Annotated in this window: 8 protein-coding genes, 17 tRNA genes and 3 rRNA genes; 26 read left to right on the top strand and 2 right to left on the bottom strand. The window is 43.1% G+C overall.

Annotated features, from left to right (window positions below; translation table 11 throughout):
• Positions 1-107 precede the first annotated feature (107 nt).
• Positions 108-542, top strand: coding sequence for a peroxide-responsive transcriptional repressor PerR (gene perR / locus ACO1DI_RS17635; protein WP_013055172.1), 435 nt, complete (start codon positions 108-110; stop codon positions 540-542).
• Positions 543-564: 22 nt separating this feature from the next.
• Here the strand turns inward: perR and ACO1DI_RS17630 are convergent, their stop codons facing one another.
• A complete protein-coding gene (locus tag ACO1DI_RS17630) occupies positions 565-924 on the bottom strand; it encodes a YgzB family protein (RefSeq protein ID WP_014461817.1) in 360 nt (119 codons plus the stop codon).
• A 222-nt stretch (positions 925-1,146) separates the two neighbouring features.
• Here ACO1DI_RS17630 and ACO1DI_RS17625 point away from each other — a divergent pair, with 222 nt between their 5' ends.
• From ACO1DI_RS17625 to ACO1DI_RS17525, 21 genes are all read left to right on the top strand, one after another.
• Positions 1,147-2,013 carry a nucleotidyltransferase-like protein gene (locus tag ACO1DI_RS17625; protein ID WP_014461816.1) on the top strand — a complete coding sequence of 289 codons (867 nt, stop codon included), beginning with the start codon at positions 1,147-1,149 and terminating at the stop codon, positions 2,011-2,013.
• 353 nt (positions 2,014-2,366) lie between these two features.
• Positions 2,367-3,918 (top strand): 16S ribosomal RNA (locus ACO1DI_RS17620).
• A 226-nt stretch (positions 3,919-4,144) separates the two neighbouring features.
• Positions 4,145-7,080, top strand: a 23S ribosomal RNA gene (locus ACO1DI_RS17615).
• Between the two features lie 110 nt (positions 7,081-7,190).
• A 5S ribosomal RNA gene (rrf, locus tag ACO1DI_RS17610) occupies positions 7,191-7,306 on the top strand.
• The 16S, 23S and 5S rRNA genes sit together here with 17 tRNA genes alongside, the layout of an rRNA operon.
• A gap of 9 nt (positions 7,307-7,315) precedes the next feature.
• Positions 7,316-7,390: transfer RNA gene (locus ACO1DI_RS17605), tRNA-Asn, on the top strand.
• Between the two features lie 3 nt (positions 7,391-7,393).
• Positions 7,394-7,485: transfer RNA gene (locus tag ACO1DI_RS17600), tRNA-Ser, on the top strand.
• 21 nt (positions 7,486-7,506) lie between these two features.
• Positions 7,507-7,581, top strand: a tRNA-Glu gene (locus ACO1DI_RS17595).
• A gap of 23 nt (positions 7,582-7,604) precedes the next feature.
• A tRNA-Val gene (locus ACO1DI_RS17590) sits at positions 7,605-7,680 on the top strand.
• An 18-nt stretch (positions 7,681-7,698) separates the two neighbouring features.
• Positions 7,699-7,775, top strand: a tRNA-Met gene (locus ACO1DI_RS17585).
• 3 nt (positions 7,776-7,778) lie between these two features.
• Positions 7,779-7,854, top strand: a tRNA-Asp gene (locus ACO1DI_RS17580).
• 15 nt (positions 7,855-7,869) lie between these two features.
• A tRNA-Phe gene (locus ACO1DI_RS17575) sits at positions 7,870-7,945 on the top strand.
• Between the two features lie 25 nt (positions 7,946-7,970).
• Positions 7,971-8,046: transfer RNA gene (locus tag ACO1DI_RS17570), tRNA-Thr, on the top strand.
• 10 nt (positions 8,047-8,056) lie between these two features.
• Positions 8,057-8,140: transfer RNA gene (locus tag ACO1DI_RS17565), tRNA-Tyr, on the top strand.
• 5 nt (positions 8,141-8,145) lie between these two features.
• Positions 8,146-8,219: transfer RNA gene (locus ACO1DI_RS17560), tRNA-Trp, on the top strand.
• Positions 8,220-8,249: 30 nt separating this feature from the next.
• Positions 8,250-8,325 (top strand) — tRNA-His (locus ACO1DI_RS17555).
• Positions 8,326-8,353: 28 nt separating this feature from the next.
• Positions 8,354-8,428 (top strand) — tRNA-Gln (locus tag ACO1DI_RS17550).
• Positions 8,429-8,433: 5 nt separating this feature from the next.
• Positions 8,434-8,508, top strand: a tRNA-Gly gene (locus ACO1DI_RS17545).
• A 37-nt stretch (positions 8,509-8,545) separates the two neighbouring features.
• Positions 8,546-8,619, top strand: a tRNA-Cys gene (locus ACO1DI_RS17540).
• 14 nt (positions 8,620-8,633) lie between these two features.
• Positions 8,634-8,722: transfer RNA gene (locus ACO1DI_RS17535), tRNA-Leu, on the top strand.
• A 30-nt stretch (positions 8,723-8,752) separates the two neighbouring features.
• A tRNA-Leu gene (locus ACO1DI_RS17530) sits at positions 8,753-8,834 on the top strand.
• A 72-nt stretch (positions 8,835-8,906) separates the two neighbouring features.
• A tRNA-Gly gene (locus ACO1DI_RS17525) sits at positions 8,907-8,980 on the top strand.
• Between the two features lie 115 nt (positions 8,981-9,095).
• Here ACO1DI_RS17525 and ACO1DI_RS17520 read toward each other — a convergent pair.
• Positions 9,096-9,761 (bottom strand): B3/B4 domain-containing protein, encoded by a 666-nt coding sequence (locus ACO1DI_RS17520; RefSeq protein WP_014461815.1) that lies wholly within the window; start codon positions 9,759-9,761, stop codon positions 9,096-9,098.
• A gap of 129 nt (positions 9,762-9,890) precedes the next feature.
• Between ACO1DI_RS17520 and queG the strand changes: the two genes are divergently transcribed.
• From queG to ACO1DI_RS17500, 4 genes are all read left to right on the top strand, one after another.
• Entirely contained in the window at positions 9,891-11,027 is a 1,137-nt protein-coding gene (queG, locus tag ACO1DI_RS17515) for a tRNA epoxyqueuosine(34) reductase QueG (protein ID WP_423145501.1), read from the top strand.
• Between the two features lie 72 nt (positions 11,028-11,099).
• On the top strand, positions 11,100-11,987 hold the full coding sequence (locus tag ACO1DI_RS17510; protein WP_014461813.1) for an amidase domain-containing protein: 888 nt from the start codon (positions 11,100-11,102) through the stop codon (positions 11,985-11,987).
• Positions 11,988-12,051: 64 nt separating this feature from the next.
• A complete protein-coding gene (trmL, locus tag ACO1DI_RS17505; protein WP_016762878.1) occupies positions 12,052-12,525 on the top strand; it encodes a tRNA (uridine(34)/cytosine(34)/5-carboxymethylaminomethyluridine(34)-2'-O)-methyltransferase TrmL in 474 nt (157 codons plus the stop codon).
• Between the two features lie 458 nt (positions 12,526-12,983).
• Positions 12,984-14,879, top strand: a complete 1,896-nt coding sequence (locus tag ACO1DI_RS17500; RefSeq protein ID WP_013055179.1) for a PrkA family serine protein kinase — start codon at positions 12,984-12,986, stop codon at positions 14,877-14,879.
• Positions 14,880-14,883: the final 4 nt, after the last annotated feature.

Raw genomic sequence — 14,883 nt, 5'->3', positions numbered from 1 at the left:
TTACATAAAATAGGAATAGGCATCAAGTTGACAAAACGTGGGTAAAACATGTAGACTAATTATAAGAATTATAAAGTAATAATACTTACAGAAGAGGGGTGCATGACGTGTCAAATCATTTACAAGAAGCCCTTGAAACGTTAAAAGGTACTGGCGTTCGTATTACACCACAACGTCATGCTATTTTAGAGTATTTAATCAATTCCATGACACATCCAACAGCAGATGATATTTATAAAGCGCTGGAAGGTAAGTTTCCAAATATGAGTGTAGCAACCGTTTACAATAATTTAAGAGTATTTCGCGAAGTAGGTATTGTAAAGGAACTAACGTACGGTGATGCATCAAGCAGGTTTGATTATGTTACAACAGAGCATTACCATGTGATTTGCGAAAGCTGCGGAAAAATTGTGGATTTTCATTATCCTGGTTTAGACGAAGTAGAAAAGCTGGCCGCTCATATTACTGACTTTGATATTAGTCACCACCGAATGGAAATTTACGGAACGTGTCCTGATTGTACGGCTAAAAAAGCGCATTAACAAGCTGATAGTAGTGATACTATCAGCTTTCTTTTTGTTTTTTTCTATTATACTTTTCATCGAATTGTTTTCCTTCAAGAGACCGGTCAAGCGTAAGCGGCTCGTTGCAATACATGCACATATCTACGCGCCCTAGCATTTTGGTTTGCTTTTGACATGTAGGGCAGGTTACTTGAACCGCTTTTGTAGAAAGCATGCCAATCCAGAAATAAACGCCGGTACTAGCTACGATGCACAGCAGCCCCAGAAGCATAAAAATAGTCATTAGCCAGACTGAAGACCGAAAGAAGATTCCCCCATACATAACAATGAAACCAACAAAGATCAGGCTGAGTGCAAACGTGCGAATCTTGTTAATTTTATTTGAATACTTTATCCCCATCAGTATCCCCCCTGTTACCAATATATCATAGAGTGAGACAGTGAATGATAATAAAAAATGAATCTTCAGAAAATTATCGTTGGTTTTTGAGCTTTCTGAATGATTTCCATAATTCTGAGTGGGATATCCGTTATACATCGTATATAATAAAAAAAGAAATCTTAGTCCATACCCTTCAATTTTTCGAAAAATATTTGTCTATTACAGTTAGGAGAGCTCAAAATGGAAGATGTTTTACGGCCAATATACCAAGAAAGAGCCAGCAATAAAGACACACTAGGTATTCTGCTGATTGAAAAAAAGAAATCGGAATCTCCAGTGACGGATAATTTGGATGCTATCTTATTTATTGTGACCAAAACGACAGAAACGTCTCTTTTTATTAAACAATACGAATATGAAAATGAGCGTGCAGCACTTTATATGGCTTCTGAACAGCAAATGAGTGAATGGATTATGAATGGGACGAACCGCCGTATTATTGATTGGATCTTAAATGGTAAAGTGTTATTTGATCGAAATGAATATATGGAAAACTTAAAGAAACGCTTGATTGATTTCCCTAAAGAAGATCGGACAACGAGAATAGGGATCGAGTTTGCTAAGCTGATTCGTCGATTTAAAGAAGGAAAAGACTTCTATACGTCTAATCATTATTTAGATGCATTCAATCATGTGATTCATGCTCTTCATCATTTAGCACGACTGTCTGTACTGGAAAATGGATTTCACCCAGAAGTGACAGTGTGGAACCAAGTGAAAAAAATAGAACCTGAAATCCATCGTCTTTACGAAGAGTTAATTATTAGCCAAGAAGAGGTTAGTAAGCGTTTAGAGCTGCTTTTCTTAGCGAGTGAATTTCTAGTAAATAAAAAAACTGAACTGGGTGCGAAGCATCTTGTTCATATTATGAAAAGTGAAAAGCAGGAATGGACGTTTAATGAACTTGTTCATCATCCGGAAATACGACCTTATGCTATTGATTTAGGAATACTGCTTGAGTTTTTAATTGAAAAAGACATCATTATGGTGAAAAAAGTAGAAACCAAAGGAAAGAGTTTGTACCATAGACACTATGTGGCGAAATGATAGAGAGATAAGGGGTATCTGATACGGCTCGACTATGATGTATAGATACCCCGACGTATAAATTGACAGCATTGGTTTATCCTTGATAAAAGCTTTTTCTAAAAAAACACCATTTATTTTAAAAAATCTATTGACGCTTTAAAATATCCGTGGTAAATTTATATACGTCGCCGATGAGCGATACTAAATTTATCAAAAACTTGAAAAAAATTCTTGAAAAAGTTGTTGACAAGAAAGAGATAAACTGGTAAGATTAAAAAGTCGCTTAAGAGCGGCGGTTGAACTTTGAAAACTGAACAAAGCGACAAACGTCAACGTTAATTTTTATTTTTTAAATGAGCAAGTCAAACATTTCTTCGGAGAGTTTGATCCTGGCTCAGGATGAACGCTGGCGGCGTGCCTAATACATGCAAGTCGAGCGAACTGATTAGAAGCTTGCTTCTATGACGTTAGCGGCGGACGGGTGAGTAACACGTGGGCAACCTGCCTGTAAGACTGGGATAACTTCGGGAAACCGAAGCTAATACCGGATAGGATCTTCTCCTTCATGGGAGATGATTGAAAGATGGTTTCGGCTATCACTTACAGATGGGCCCGCGGTGCATTAGCTAGTTGGTGAGGTAACGGCTCACCAAGGCAACGATGCATAGCCGACCTGAGAGGGTGATCGGCCACACTGGGACTGAGACACGGCCCAGACTCCTACGGGAGGCAGCAGTAGGGAATCTTCCGCAATGGACGAAAGTCTGACGGAGCAACGCCGCGTGAGTGATGAAGGCTTTCGGGTCGTAAAACTCTGTTGTTAGGGAAGAACAAGTACGAGAGTAACTGCTCGTACCTTGACGGTACCTAACCAGAAAGCCACGGCTAACTACGTGCCAGCAGCCGCGGTAATACGTAGGTGGCAAGCGTTATCCGGAATTATTGGGCGTAAAGCGCGCGCAGGCGGTTTCTTAAGTCTGATGTGAAAGCCCACGGCTCAACCGTGGAGGGTCATTGGAAACTGGGGAACTTGAGTGCAGAAGAGAAAAGCGGAATTCCACGTGTAGCGGTGAAATGCGTAGAGATGTGGAGGAACACCAGTGGCGAAGGCGGCTTTTTGGTCTGTAACTGACGCTGAGGCGCGAAAGCGTGGGGAGCAAACAGGATTAGATACCCTGGTAGTCCACGCCGTAAACGATGAGTGCTAAGTGTTAGAGGGTTTCCGCCCTTTAGTGCTGCAGCTAACGCATTAAGCACTCCGCCTGGGGAGTACGGTCGCAAGACTGAAACTCAAAGGAATTGACGGGGGCCCGCACAAGCGGTGGAGCATGTGGTTTAATTCGAAGCAACGCGAAGAACCTTACCAGGTCTTGACATCCTCTGACAACTCTAGAGATAGAGCGTTCCCCTTCGGGGGACAGAGTGACAGGTGGTGCATGGTTGTCGTCAGCTCGTGTCGTGAGATGTTGGGTTAAGTCCCGCAACGAGCGCAACCCTTGATCTTAGTTGCCAGCATTTAGTTGGGCACTCTAAGGTGACTGCCGGTGACAAACCGGAGGAAGGTGGGGATGACGTCAAATCATCATGCCCCTTATGACCTGGGCTACACACGTGCTACAATGGATGGTACAAAGGGCTGCAAGACCGCGAGGTCAAGCCAATCCCATAAAACCATTCTCAGTTCGGATTGTAGGCTGCAACTCGCCTACATGAAGCTGGAATCGCTAGTAATCGCGGATCAGCATGCCGCGGTGAATACGTTCCCGGGCCTTGTACACACCGCCCGTCACACCACGAGAGTTTGTAACACCCGAAGTCGGTGGAGTAACCGTAAGGAGCTAGCCGCCTAAGGTGGGACAGATGATTGGGGTGAAGTCGTAACAAGGTAGCCGTATCGGAAGGTGCGGCTGGATCACCTCCTTTCTAAGGATTTTTACATGACGTACGTTTTGACACTTTGTTCAGTTTTGAGAGTTCAATCTCTCAATTATAGAAAGCACACTACTTTCTTCTTACTTAGATAAGAAGAATTTTGGTTGCGATTGTTCTTTGAAAACTAGATAACAGTAATTGCTGAGGAAAAGTGAAACTTTTCTTTAATCAAACCAATAAATAACACAACAATATGTTGTACCATTTATTCGCTAATGGTTAAGTTAGAAAGGGCGCACGGTGAATGCCTTGGCACTAGGAGCCGATGAAGGACGGGACTAACACCGATATGCTTCGGGGAGCTGTAAGTGAGCTTTGATCCGGAGATTTCCGAATGGGGAAACCCACTGTTCGTAATGGAACAGTATCTTTATCTGAATACATAGGATATTGAAGGCAGACCCGGGGAACTGAAACATCTAAGTACCCGGAGGAAGAGAAAGCAAATGCGATTTCCTGAGTAGCGGCGAGCGAAACGGAATTAGCCCAAACCAAGAGGCTTGCCTCTTGGGGTTGTAGGACACTCTATACGGAGTTACAAAGGAACGAAGTAAATGAAGCGACCTGGAAAGGTCCGTCGAAGAAGGTAACAACCCTGTAGTTGAAACTTCGTTCCCTCTTGAGTGGATCCTGAGTACGGCGGAACACGTGAAATTCCGTCGGAAGCTGGGAGGACCATCTCCCAAGGCTAAATACTACCTAGTGACCGATAGTGAACCAGTACCGTGAGGGAAAGGTGAAAAGCACCCCGGAAGGGGAGTGAAAGAGATCCTGAAACCGTGTGCCTACAAGTAGTCAGAGCCCGTTAACGGGTGATGGCGTGCCTTTTGTAGAATGAACCGGCGAGTTACGATCCCATGCAAGGTTAAGCTGATAAGGCGGAGCCGTAGCGAAAGCGAGTCTGAATAGGGCGTTTAGTATGTGGTTGTAGACCCGAAACCAGGTGATCTACCCATGTCCAGGGTGAAGTTCAGGTAACACTGAATGGAGGCCCGAACCCACGCACGTTGAAAAGTGCGGGGATGAGGTGTGGGTAGCGGAGAAATTCCAATCGAACCTGGAGATAGCTGGTTCTCTCCGAAATAGCTTTAGGGCTAGCCTCATGTTGTGAGAGTCTTGGAGGTAGAGCACTGATTGGACTAGGGGCCCCCAACGGGTTACCGAATTCAGTCAAACTCCGAATGCCAAAGACTTATCCATGGGAGTCAGACTGCGAGTGATAAGATCCGTAGTCAAAAGGGAAACAGCCCAGACCACCAGCTAAGGTCCCCAAGTATACGTTAAGTGGAAAAGGATGTGGAGTTGCTTAGACAACCAGGATGTTGGCTTAGAAGCAGCCACCATTTAAAGAGTGCGTAATAGCTCACTGGTCGAGTGACTCTGCGCCGAAAATGTACCGGGGCTAAACGTATCACCGAAGCTGTGGATTGACATCTTTGATGTCAGTGGTAGGAGAGCGTTCTAAGTGCAGCGAAGTCAGACCGTAAGGACTGGTGGAGCGCTTAGAAGTGAGAATGCCGGTATGAGTAGCGAAAGACAAGTGAGAATCTTGTCCACCGAATGCCTAAGGTTTCCTGAGGAAGGCTCGTCCGCTCAGGGTTAGTCGGGACCTAAGCCGAGGCTGAAAAGCGTAGGCGATGGCCAACAGGTTGATATTCCTGTACCACCTCCCCGCCGTTTGAGTAATGGGGGGACGCAGTAGGATAGGGTAAGCGCGCTGCTGGATATGCGCGTTCAAGCAGTTAGGCTGATGAGTAGGCAAATCCGCTCATCATTAAGGCTGAGCTGTGATGACGAGGGAATTATAGTACCGAAGTTCCTGATTCCACACTGCCAAGAAAAGCCTCTAGCGAGGCGGGAGGTGCCCGTACCGCAAACCGACACAGGTAGGCGAGGAGAGAATCCTAAGGTGATCGAGAGAACTCTCGTTAAGGAACTCGGCAAAATGACCCCGTAACTTCGGGAGAAGGGGTGCTCTGGTAGGGTTTATAGCCCGAGAGAGCCGCAGTGAATAGGCCCAGGCGACTGTTTAGCAAAAACACAGGTCTCTGCGAAGCCGCAAGGCGAAGTATAGGGGCTGACGCCTGCCCGGTGCTGGAAGGTTAAGAGGAGGGGTTATCCTTTGGGAGAAGCTCTGAATTGAAGCCCCAGTAAACGGCGGCCGTAACTATAACGGTCCTAAGGTAGCGAAATTCCTTGTCGGGTAAGTTCCGACCCGCACGAAAGGCGTAACGATCTGGGCACTGTCTCAACGAGAGACTCGGTGAAATTATAGTACCTGTGAAGATGCAGGTTACCCGCGACAGGACGGAAAGACCCCGTGGAGCTTTACTGTAGCCTGATATTGAATTTTGGTACAGCTTGTACAGGATAGGTAGGAGCCTGAGAAACCGGAGCGCTAGCTTCGGTGGAGGCGTCGGTGGGATACTACCCTGGCTGTATTGAAATTCTAACCCGCGGCCCTGATCGGGCCGGGAGACAGTGTCAGGTGGGCAGTTTGACTGGGGCGGTCGCCTCCTAAAATGTAACGGAGGCGCCCAAAGGTTCCCTCAGAATGGTTGGAAATCATTCGTAGAGTGTAAAGGCACAAGGGAGCTTGACTGCGAGACCTACAAGTCGAGCAGGGACGAAAGTCGGGCTTAGTGATCCGGTGGTTCCGCATGGAAGGGCCATCGCTCAACGGATAAAAGCTACCCCGGGGATAACAGGCTTATCTCCCCCAAGAGTCCACATCGACGGGGAGGTTTGGCACCTCGATGTCGGCTCATCGCATCCTGGGGCTGTAGTCGGTCCCAAGGGTTGGGCTGTTCGCCCATTAAAGCGGTACGCGAGCTGGGTTCAGAACGTCGTGAGACAGTTCGGTCCCTATCCGTCGTGGGCGTAGGAAATTTGAGAGGAGCTGTCCTTAGTACGAGAGGACCGGGATGGACACACCGCTGGTGTACCAGTTGTCTTGCCAAAGGCATCGCTGGGTAGCTATGTGTGGACGGGATAAGTGCTGAAAGCATCTAAGCATGAAGCCCCCCTCAAGATGAGATTTCCCATAGCGCAAGCTAGTAAGATCCCTGAAAGATGATCAGGTTGATAGGTCAGAGGTGGAAGCGTGGCGACATGTGTAGCTGACTGATACTAATCGATCGAGGACTTAACCAAACTTTTAAAAGCGTAAGCTTTACTCAGCAAACTGTTACCTAGTTTTGAGAGAACAAAACTTTTCAAAAAAAGTCTTGCTTTCTTTATTAAATCATGTATAATATAATATGTCTGGTGGCGATAGCGAAGAGGTCACACCCGTTCCCATACCGAACACGGAAGTTAAGCTCTTTAGCGCCAATGGTAGTTGGGACTTTGTCCTTGTGAGAGTAGGACGTTGCCAGGCTGTTATTATTCCACAGTAGCTCAGTGGTAGAGCTATCGGCTGTTAACCGATCGGTCGTAGGTTCGAGTCCTACCTGTGGAGCCATTTGGAGAGCTGTCCGAGTGGCCGAAGGAGCACGATTGGAAATCGTGTAGGCGGTTAACGCTGTCTCAAGGGTTCAAATCCCTTGCTCTCCGCCATTTTCATTTAATTAGCACAGTGGCCCGTTGGTCAAGCGGTTAAGACACCGCCCTTTCACGGCGGTAACACGGGTTCGAATCCCGTACGGGTCACCATTTATTTTCATCTACATAATAGTGGAGGATTAGCTCAGCTGGGAGAGCACCTGCCTTACAAGCAGGGGGTCGGCGGTTCGATCCCGTCATCCTCCACCATATATTATCTATTATCATCGCGGGGTGGAGCAGTTCGGTAGCTCGTCGGGCTCATAACCCGAAGGTCGCAGGTTCAAATCCTGTCCCCGCAACCAAGTGGTCCCGTGGTGTAGCGGTTAACATGCCTGCCTGTCACGCAGGAGATCGCGGGTTCGATTCCCGTCGGGACCGCCATTTTAAATTTAATAAGGCTCGGTAGCTCAGTTGGTAGAGCAAAGGACTGAAAATCCTTGTGTCGGCGGTTCGATTCCGTCCCGAGCCACCATTTTAAAAACATTTGTTTTTAAAATGCCGGTGTAGCTCAACTGGTAGAGCAACTGACTTGTAATCAGTAGGTTGGGGGTTCAAGTCCTCTTGCCGGCACCACAGTTATTGTGGAGGGGTAGCGAAGTGGCTAAACGCGGCGGACTGTAAATCCGCTCCTTCGGGTTCGGCAGTTCGAATCTGCCCCCCTCCACCATTTACAGGGGCATAGTTTAAAGGTAGAACTACGGTCTCCAAAACCGTCAGTGTGGGTTCGATTCCTACTGCCCCTGCCAATTATAAAAATAACATTGCATATATACGTGGCGATTGTGGCGAAGTGGTTAACGCACCGGATTGTGGTTCCGGCATTCGTGGGTTCGATTCCCATCAGTCGCCCCATTTATAAACGATATGCATATTCCAATATTGGGCTATCGCCAAGCGGTAAGGCAACGGATTTTGATTCCGTCATGCGTTGGTTCGAATCCAGCTAGCCCAGCCATATTTGCGGAAGTAGTTCAGTGGTAGAACACCACCTTGCCAAGGTGGGGGTCGCGAGTTCGAACCTCGTCTTCCGCTCCAATTTAATTTTAATAAAGTTACTTAGTCTTGAGTAAATGGCGGCATAGCCAAGTGGTAAGGCAGAGGTCTGCAAAACCTTTATCACCGGTTCAAATCCGGTTGCCGCCTCCATTTATTTACAAGCTGCCGGGGTGGTGGAATTGGCAGACACACAGGACTTAAAATCCTGCGGTAGGTGACTACCGTGCCGGTTCAAGTCCGGCCCTCGGCACCATTTATTATTTTAACTTGCCTTTTTTATTTTGCCGATGTGGCGGAATTGGCAGACGCGCACGACTCAAAATCGTGTTCCTTCGGGAGTGTCGGTTCGACCCCGACCATCGGTACTTTAGCTTTACTTGACAGGATGATTCCTGTTTTTATTTTTACTTATCGGTCGACAAATTTTGATAATATTTGCGGGTGTAGTTTAGTGGTAAAACCTCAGCCTTCCAAGCTGATGTCGTGAGTTCGATTCTCATCACCCGCTCCATACATATTGTTATCACAACGCAGTGTCTCGCTTTCAAAGCTGAGATGTTGCGTTTTTTATTTTTAGCGCAAATATAGCGTCTATCTTGAAAAGATAGACGCTATATTTGCGTACATTAGTTAATGACTTGATAGGTTGCTTCGCCGCCGTGAATTTGAATGAACATGTCACTTAGGGATTTAGTTAGTTTATAAGCCTGTTCTTCTGAAAGTGAAGGCTTTAAATAAATGAACTGTACAGCTTGTGTTGTCTTTTCAGTTACGTACGCTCGGTTAGAATCGACATAAGGGCTTCCGAAAGCTCCTAAGGCATCTTTTGAAATGATTTTATTTTCTAAAGAAATGTTACGTTCATTTAGAGCTTCATAAGACTCTTCTTTTTTACCGATAGTAAATTCGATGGGGCCCTCTAAATTAGAGGAATCATAAATTCCAATTGGTACTTCATATTGCAATGAAAAAAAGTTATTAATGTCCACAGCGGAATTGATAGAAGGCAAATACGTTTGTTTTCCTATTCGCCGAATTAAAGCCTCTATTGAAGGACGGTATTTACTTGGATCAGTTCCAAATGTTTTGAAAAGCTTTCTCCACTCGCTAACACCTTCAAATTCTGCTGCTTTTTTTGACTCAAGGTCGAAATAAATGGATTCTTGAAAGAGGCGCAGACGTCCTTTTAGCATTTGAGGAGAATCGCCAACTTCAATATTTTTATACTGAATGATTCCCATTTTGAAAGAAGGGCAAAGCTGTTTAATAGCGGGTGATAATGTAAAGTTCATTTTTTTGATCCTTTCTATTATAATTAGTATTTGTTCGTTTATAGATACCATCCTATCATTTCATTGAGTGAGAAAACAGTTCAATGCATGAATATATAGAATTTCTTAGAAAGGAGGCCATTACTCACTATGAATGCGTATCAGTTAAAGGAAGAAATTATTTCATACAGCAAAGAGATTGGAATCGATAAGATTGGATTTGCGAGTGCTTCTATGTTTGATGAGTTAAAGAATCGATTGTTAGCACAGAAAGAGTTAGGTTATGCTTCGGGCTTTGAAGAACCTGATATTGAAAAGAGAGTAGATCCCACGTTAGTTGTTCCAAAAGCTAGATCTATTATTTCAATTGCACTTGCGTATCCTTCTAAATTAAAAGATGCACCAAAGAGCACAAAGGAAGATCGCCGAGGAATCTTTTGCCGTGCTTCTTGGGGGCAAGATTATCATACGGTTCTACGTGATAGGCTTCAAAAGCTTGAAACCTTCATAAAAGAAAAAGTACCTGCAGCTATCTTTCAATCGATGGTAGACACAGGCGAGCTGTCGGACAGAGCTGTAGCAGAAAGAGCTGGTATTGGCTGGAGCGGTAAGAACTGTGCCATTATTACACCTGAATTTGGTTCCTACGTGTATTTAGGAGAAATGATTACAGATATCCCGTTTCCTCCTGATAAACCGATAGAGGACGGTTGTGGTACTTGTAATAAGTGTGTGGACGTGTGCCCTACCGGCGCGCTTGTAACAGGCGGTCAGCTGAATTCGCAGCGATGCATTGCCTTTTTAACCCAAACAAAAGGATTTTTAGCTGAAGAATTTCGAAGTAAATTAGGCAATCGTTTATATGGCTGTGATACATGTCAAACTGTGTGTCCTGAAAATAAAGGAAAAGACTTTCATTTTCACCCTGAGATGGAGCCTGACCCAGAACTTGCGAAGCCTAAATTAAAACCGCTTTTAACGATGAGTAATCGTGAGTTCAAAGAGAAATTTGGACATGTTTCAGGATCTTGGAGAGGGAAAAAGCCAATTCAGCGTAATGCCATTATTGCACTGGCCCATTTTAAAGATCAAACCGCCGTTCCAGATTTAATTGAGTTAATTAAAAATGACGTTCGCCCTGTTATTCGAGGAACGGCGGCATGGGCGTTAGGCAAAATTGGTGATAAAGAAGCATTAGATACACTTATGAACTTAAGAGAAGAAGAAAAGGACCAAGAAGTAATTGAAGAAATGTCAAAAGGTATAGAGATGCTTCAAGAGATCTAAACCGTATTTTTATTGATAAAGTTAGCTAATGAGTCATAGCGTATAATAAACGCTTAGAAAAGTGGTGACATTATGCTAACAAAAAGGAATGTATTATATACTTTAATTAAAGCGCGTGCGGACAGCTACGTAAAAGGTGAGCTTCATGAAGACTTTAAGCCTTTCATTGAACAGCAGTGTGAGCTAAAGCGGTCTCTTATAAAAAAAAGAGAAGTTGATGTTTTAAAATGTAATATGAAAGGTTCTATTCAATCTGCTCATACGGATCAGGAAGAAACAAGAGTATTATATAAGGTGCACATTCAGGCATTTTTAAAACAAAACGATTTTTTCTATATAGAAGAAGAAATTGAAGATCGTTTAGCGCTTTTTTATAAAGATACACTTATTCAAGATGAGCTGCTGGTAAAGGATTTTTCTGAAGATGAGGTTGAAATGGATGTAGAAGAAGTAGAGGAAGACGAAGAAAGAGCCTCTTATTATGATCGTCTTGCGGCTGTTCAGTATGCAGAAAAACATTGGGATAAACCTAATGAAAGTTATAAGCAGTTTGAGGTAAACTGCACCAACTATATCTCACAGTGTTTGCATGCAGGAAAGGCGCCGATGCGGGGATATCCTAAAAAAGCAAACGGATGGTGGATGAGAGGGAACGCCTGGAGCTATAGCTGGGCCGTTGCTCATTCCATGCATAGCTATTTAAGTAACTCCAAGTCAGGACTTCGGGCCGTGCGGAAATCTTCAGCAAGCGAACTTGTCCCCGGAGACGTTATCTGCTACGATTTTGAAGGAGATGGAAGATGGAATCATACGACGATTGTTGTAGCAAAAGACGGTCATGGTATGCCTCTTGTGAATGCGAACACGTATAATAGTCGAATGAGATATTGGGCTTATGAAGATTCAACGGCTTACACGCCAAAGATTAAGTATGATTTTTTCCATATCGTTGACCGGTAAGTCTTTCGTTTTAGCAAGTTAGTGGTATAATGATGAATAGATTTGTTAGCAGAGGTGAAAATTTGTGGGAGTACACGTAGTGTTATTTCAACCAGAAATTCCAGCAAATACAGGAAATATTGCGCGAACATGTGCAGCAACAAATACGACGCTGCATTTAGTTCGGCCGTTAGGCTTTTCAACAGATGATAAAATGTTAAAGCGAGCTGGATTGGATTACTGGGAATTTGTAAATGTGGTGTATCATGATTCATTAGAAGAAGTATTCGAAAAGTATCCTGAAGCAGGCTTTTACTTCATCACAAAATTTGGTCAGCAGCCACATACAACATTTGATTATAGTGACTTAGAGCAGGATCATTTCTTCGTATTTGGAAGAGAAACAAAGGGTCTGCCAAAGCACATTATTGAAGAGAACATGGAAAGATGTCTTCGTTTACCGATGACAGAAAATGTTCGTTCTTTAAATTTATCTAATACAGCAGCTATTTTAATCTATGAAGCGCTGCGTCAACAAAATTACGCTGGTTTATCTTAAATAAAAAGCGAGGTTCAAATTTTATTGAACCTCGCTTTTTTATTTATGTCGACGATGATATGTAGTGGTTATTTTTTAACGCCCGGTTTATCATTGTATCCCGCTCTGAAGATGGATGCTAAAAAAGCAATTGTTACTCCTAATACTAAAAGTAAGCGCATTGATTTTCCTCCTCAATCTAATTAAAAGGATTATACAGCTACTGCAGTTAAAACCGACTTCCCATATCTCATGATGATAATAATGACAAAATAACTCTTCTAGAGACGTAAGTTCTCTAATAAAGTTTAACCGTTCCTTCTTACTCTTTTATTATAGCTAATAAATACTTCACTGTGAATGCCTAGCAAGGACAAATTTCTGAATTTTACAATTTAAAAAGCATGTTCAAACATTTTGCTGCATAGATTGTATTAATCTTGTTCACTAGCACCATAACTAGTAGGGGAGGTCCTTTAATGGATATATTAAAGAAAGTTGAAAGATACCGCGAAGAAGAGAATCGTCTTAAGTGGGAAGGGACATTTGAAGAGTACCTAAAGCTGATTAAAGATGAGCCTTTAATTGCTCAGCCTGCACACTCTAGAGTATACAACATGATAAAGGATGCAGGAATTGAAGAGGTAAATGGTAAAAGACATTATAAATTTTTCAGTGGACAAATGTTTGGACTTGAAGATTCGCTAGAACGCTTGGTGGAAGAATATTTTCATCCAGCTGCAAAGCGTTTAGATGTTCGTAAACGTATTTTACTTTTAATGGGTCCAGTAAGTGGTGGTAAATCGACGCTAGTGACCATGTTAAAAAGAGGGCTTGAAGCTTATTCGCTTACTGATCGAGGAGCTGTTTACGCTATTAAAGGATGCCCAATGCATGAAGATCCGCTGCATTTAATTCCACATCATTTGCGTAAAGACTTCTTTGAAGAGTATGGTATCCGAATCGAAGGAAACTTATCTCCTTTAAATACAATGCGATTAGAGGAAGAGTATGGCGGCAGAATTGAAGACGTCATTATCGAACGCATTTTCTTCTCAGAGGACAAACGAACTGGAATTGGAACGTTCAGTCCTTCTGATCCGAAATCTCAAGACATTGCCGACCTAACAGGAAGCATTGACTTTTCAACAATTGCAGAGTATGGATCTGAGTCAGATCCGCGTGCTTACCGCTTTGATGGAGAGCTTAATAAAGCAAACCGGGGAATGATGGAGTTCCAGGAGATGTTAAAATGTGATGAGAAATTTTTATGGCATTTGCTCTCTTTAACCCAAGAAGGAAACTTTAAAGCAGGAAGGTTTGCTTTAATTAGTGCAGATGAATTAATCGTAGCGCATACAAATGAAACAGAGTATCGCTCGTTTATTTCCAATAAGAAAAATGAAGCTTTGCATTCACGAATTATTGTAATGCCTGTTCCATATAACTTGAAAGTGAGTGATGAGGAAAAAATTTATGACAAAATGATTCGTGAAAGTGACGTATCAGATGTTCATATTGCCCCTCATACGTTGCGTATTGCATCTATCTTTACTACGTTAACAAGATTAAAAGAGCCTAAAAAAGGCGATATCGATTTATTAAAGAAAATGCGTCTATACGACGGTCAATCTGTAGAAGGCTATAACGATGCAGACGTAGAAGAGTTACAAAAAGAGTATACGGATGAAGGAATGAGCGGTATTGATCCTCGTTATGTCATTAATCGCATTTCATCTACCATCATTCGAAAAGATATTAAATCAATCAATGCATTAGATGTACTGCGTTCATTGAAAGAAGGGTTAGCACAGCATGCGTCTATTTCTGCTGAGGACCGAGAGCGTTACCTGAATTATATTTCTCTGGCGCGTAAGGAATATGATGAAATTGCTAAAAAAGAAGTGCAAAAAGCGTTCGTTTATTCGTACGAAGAGTCTGCTAAAACATTAATGGATAATTATTTAGATAATGTCGAAGCATACTGCAATAAAAATAAGCTTCGCGATCCGCTAACAGGAGAAGAGTTAAATCCAGATGATAAATTAATGCGCTCAATTGAAGAACAAATTGGTATTTCAGAAAACGCGAAAAAAGCATTCCGCGAAGAAATCTTAATTCGTATTTCCGCTTATGCACGTAAAGGAAAACGATTTGATTATAATTCGCATGAGCGCTTACGTGAAGCGATTCAGAAAAAATTGTTTGCAGATTTAAAAGACGTAGTGAAAATTACAACGTCTACTAAAACACCAGATGAGCAGCAGTTGAAGAAAGTGAATGAAGTGGTGGCTCGATTGATTGATGAACATGGGTACAATTCAGTATCTGCTAATGAATTGCTGCGCTATGTAGGAAGTTTGTTAAATCGATAACTCA

Origin of the sequence: Priestia sp. 40, assembly GCF_049368575.1 — a bacterium.
Lineage (GTDB): Bacteria > Bacillota > Bacilli > Bacillales > Bacillaceae_H > Priestia > Priestia zanthoxyli.
Note: the sequence above shows the minus strand (reverse complement) of the source record. Positions and strands in the feature narration are given on the sequence as shown.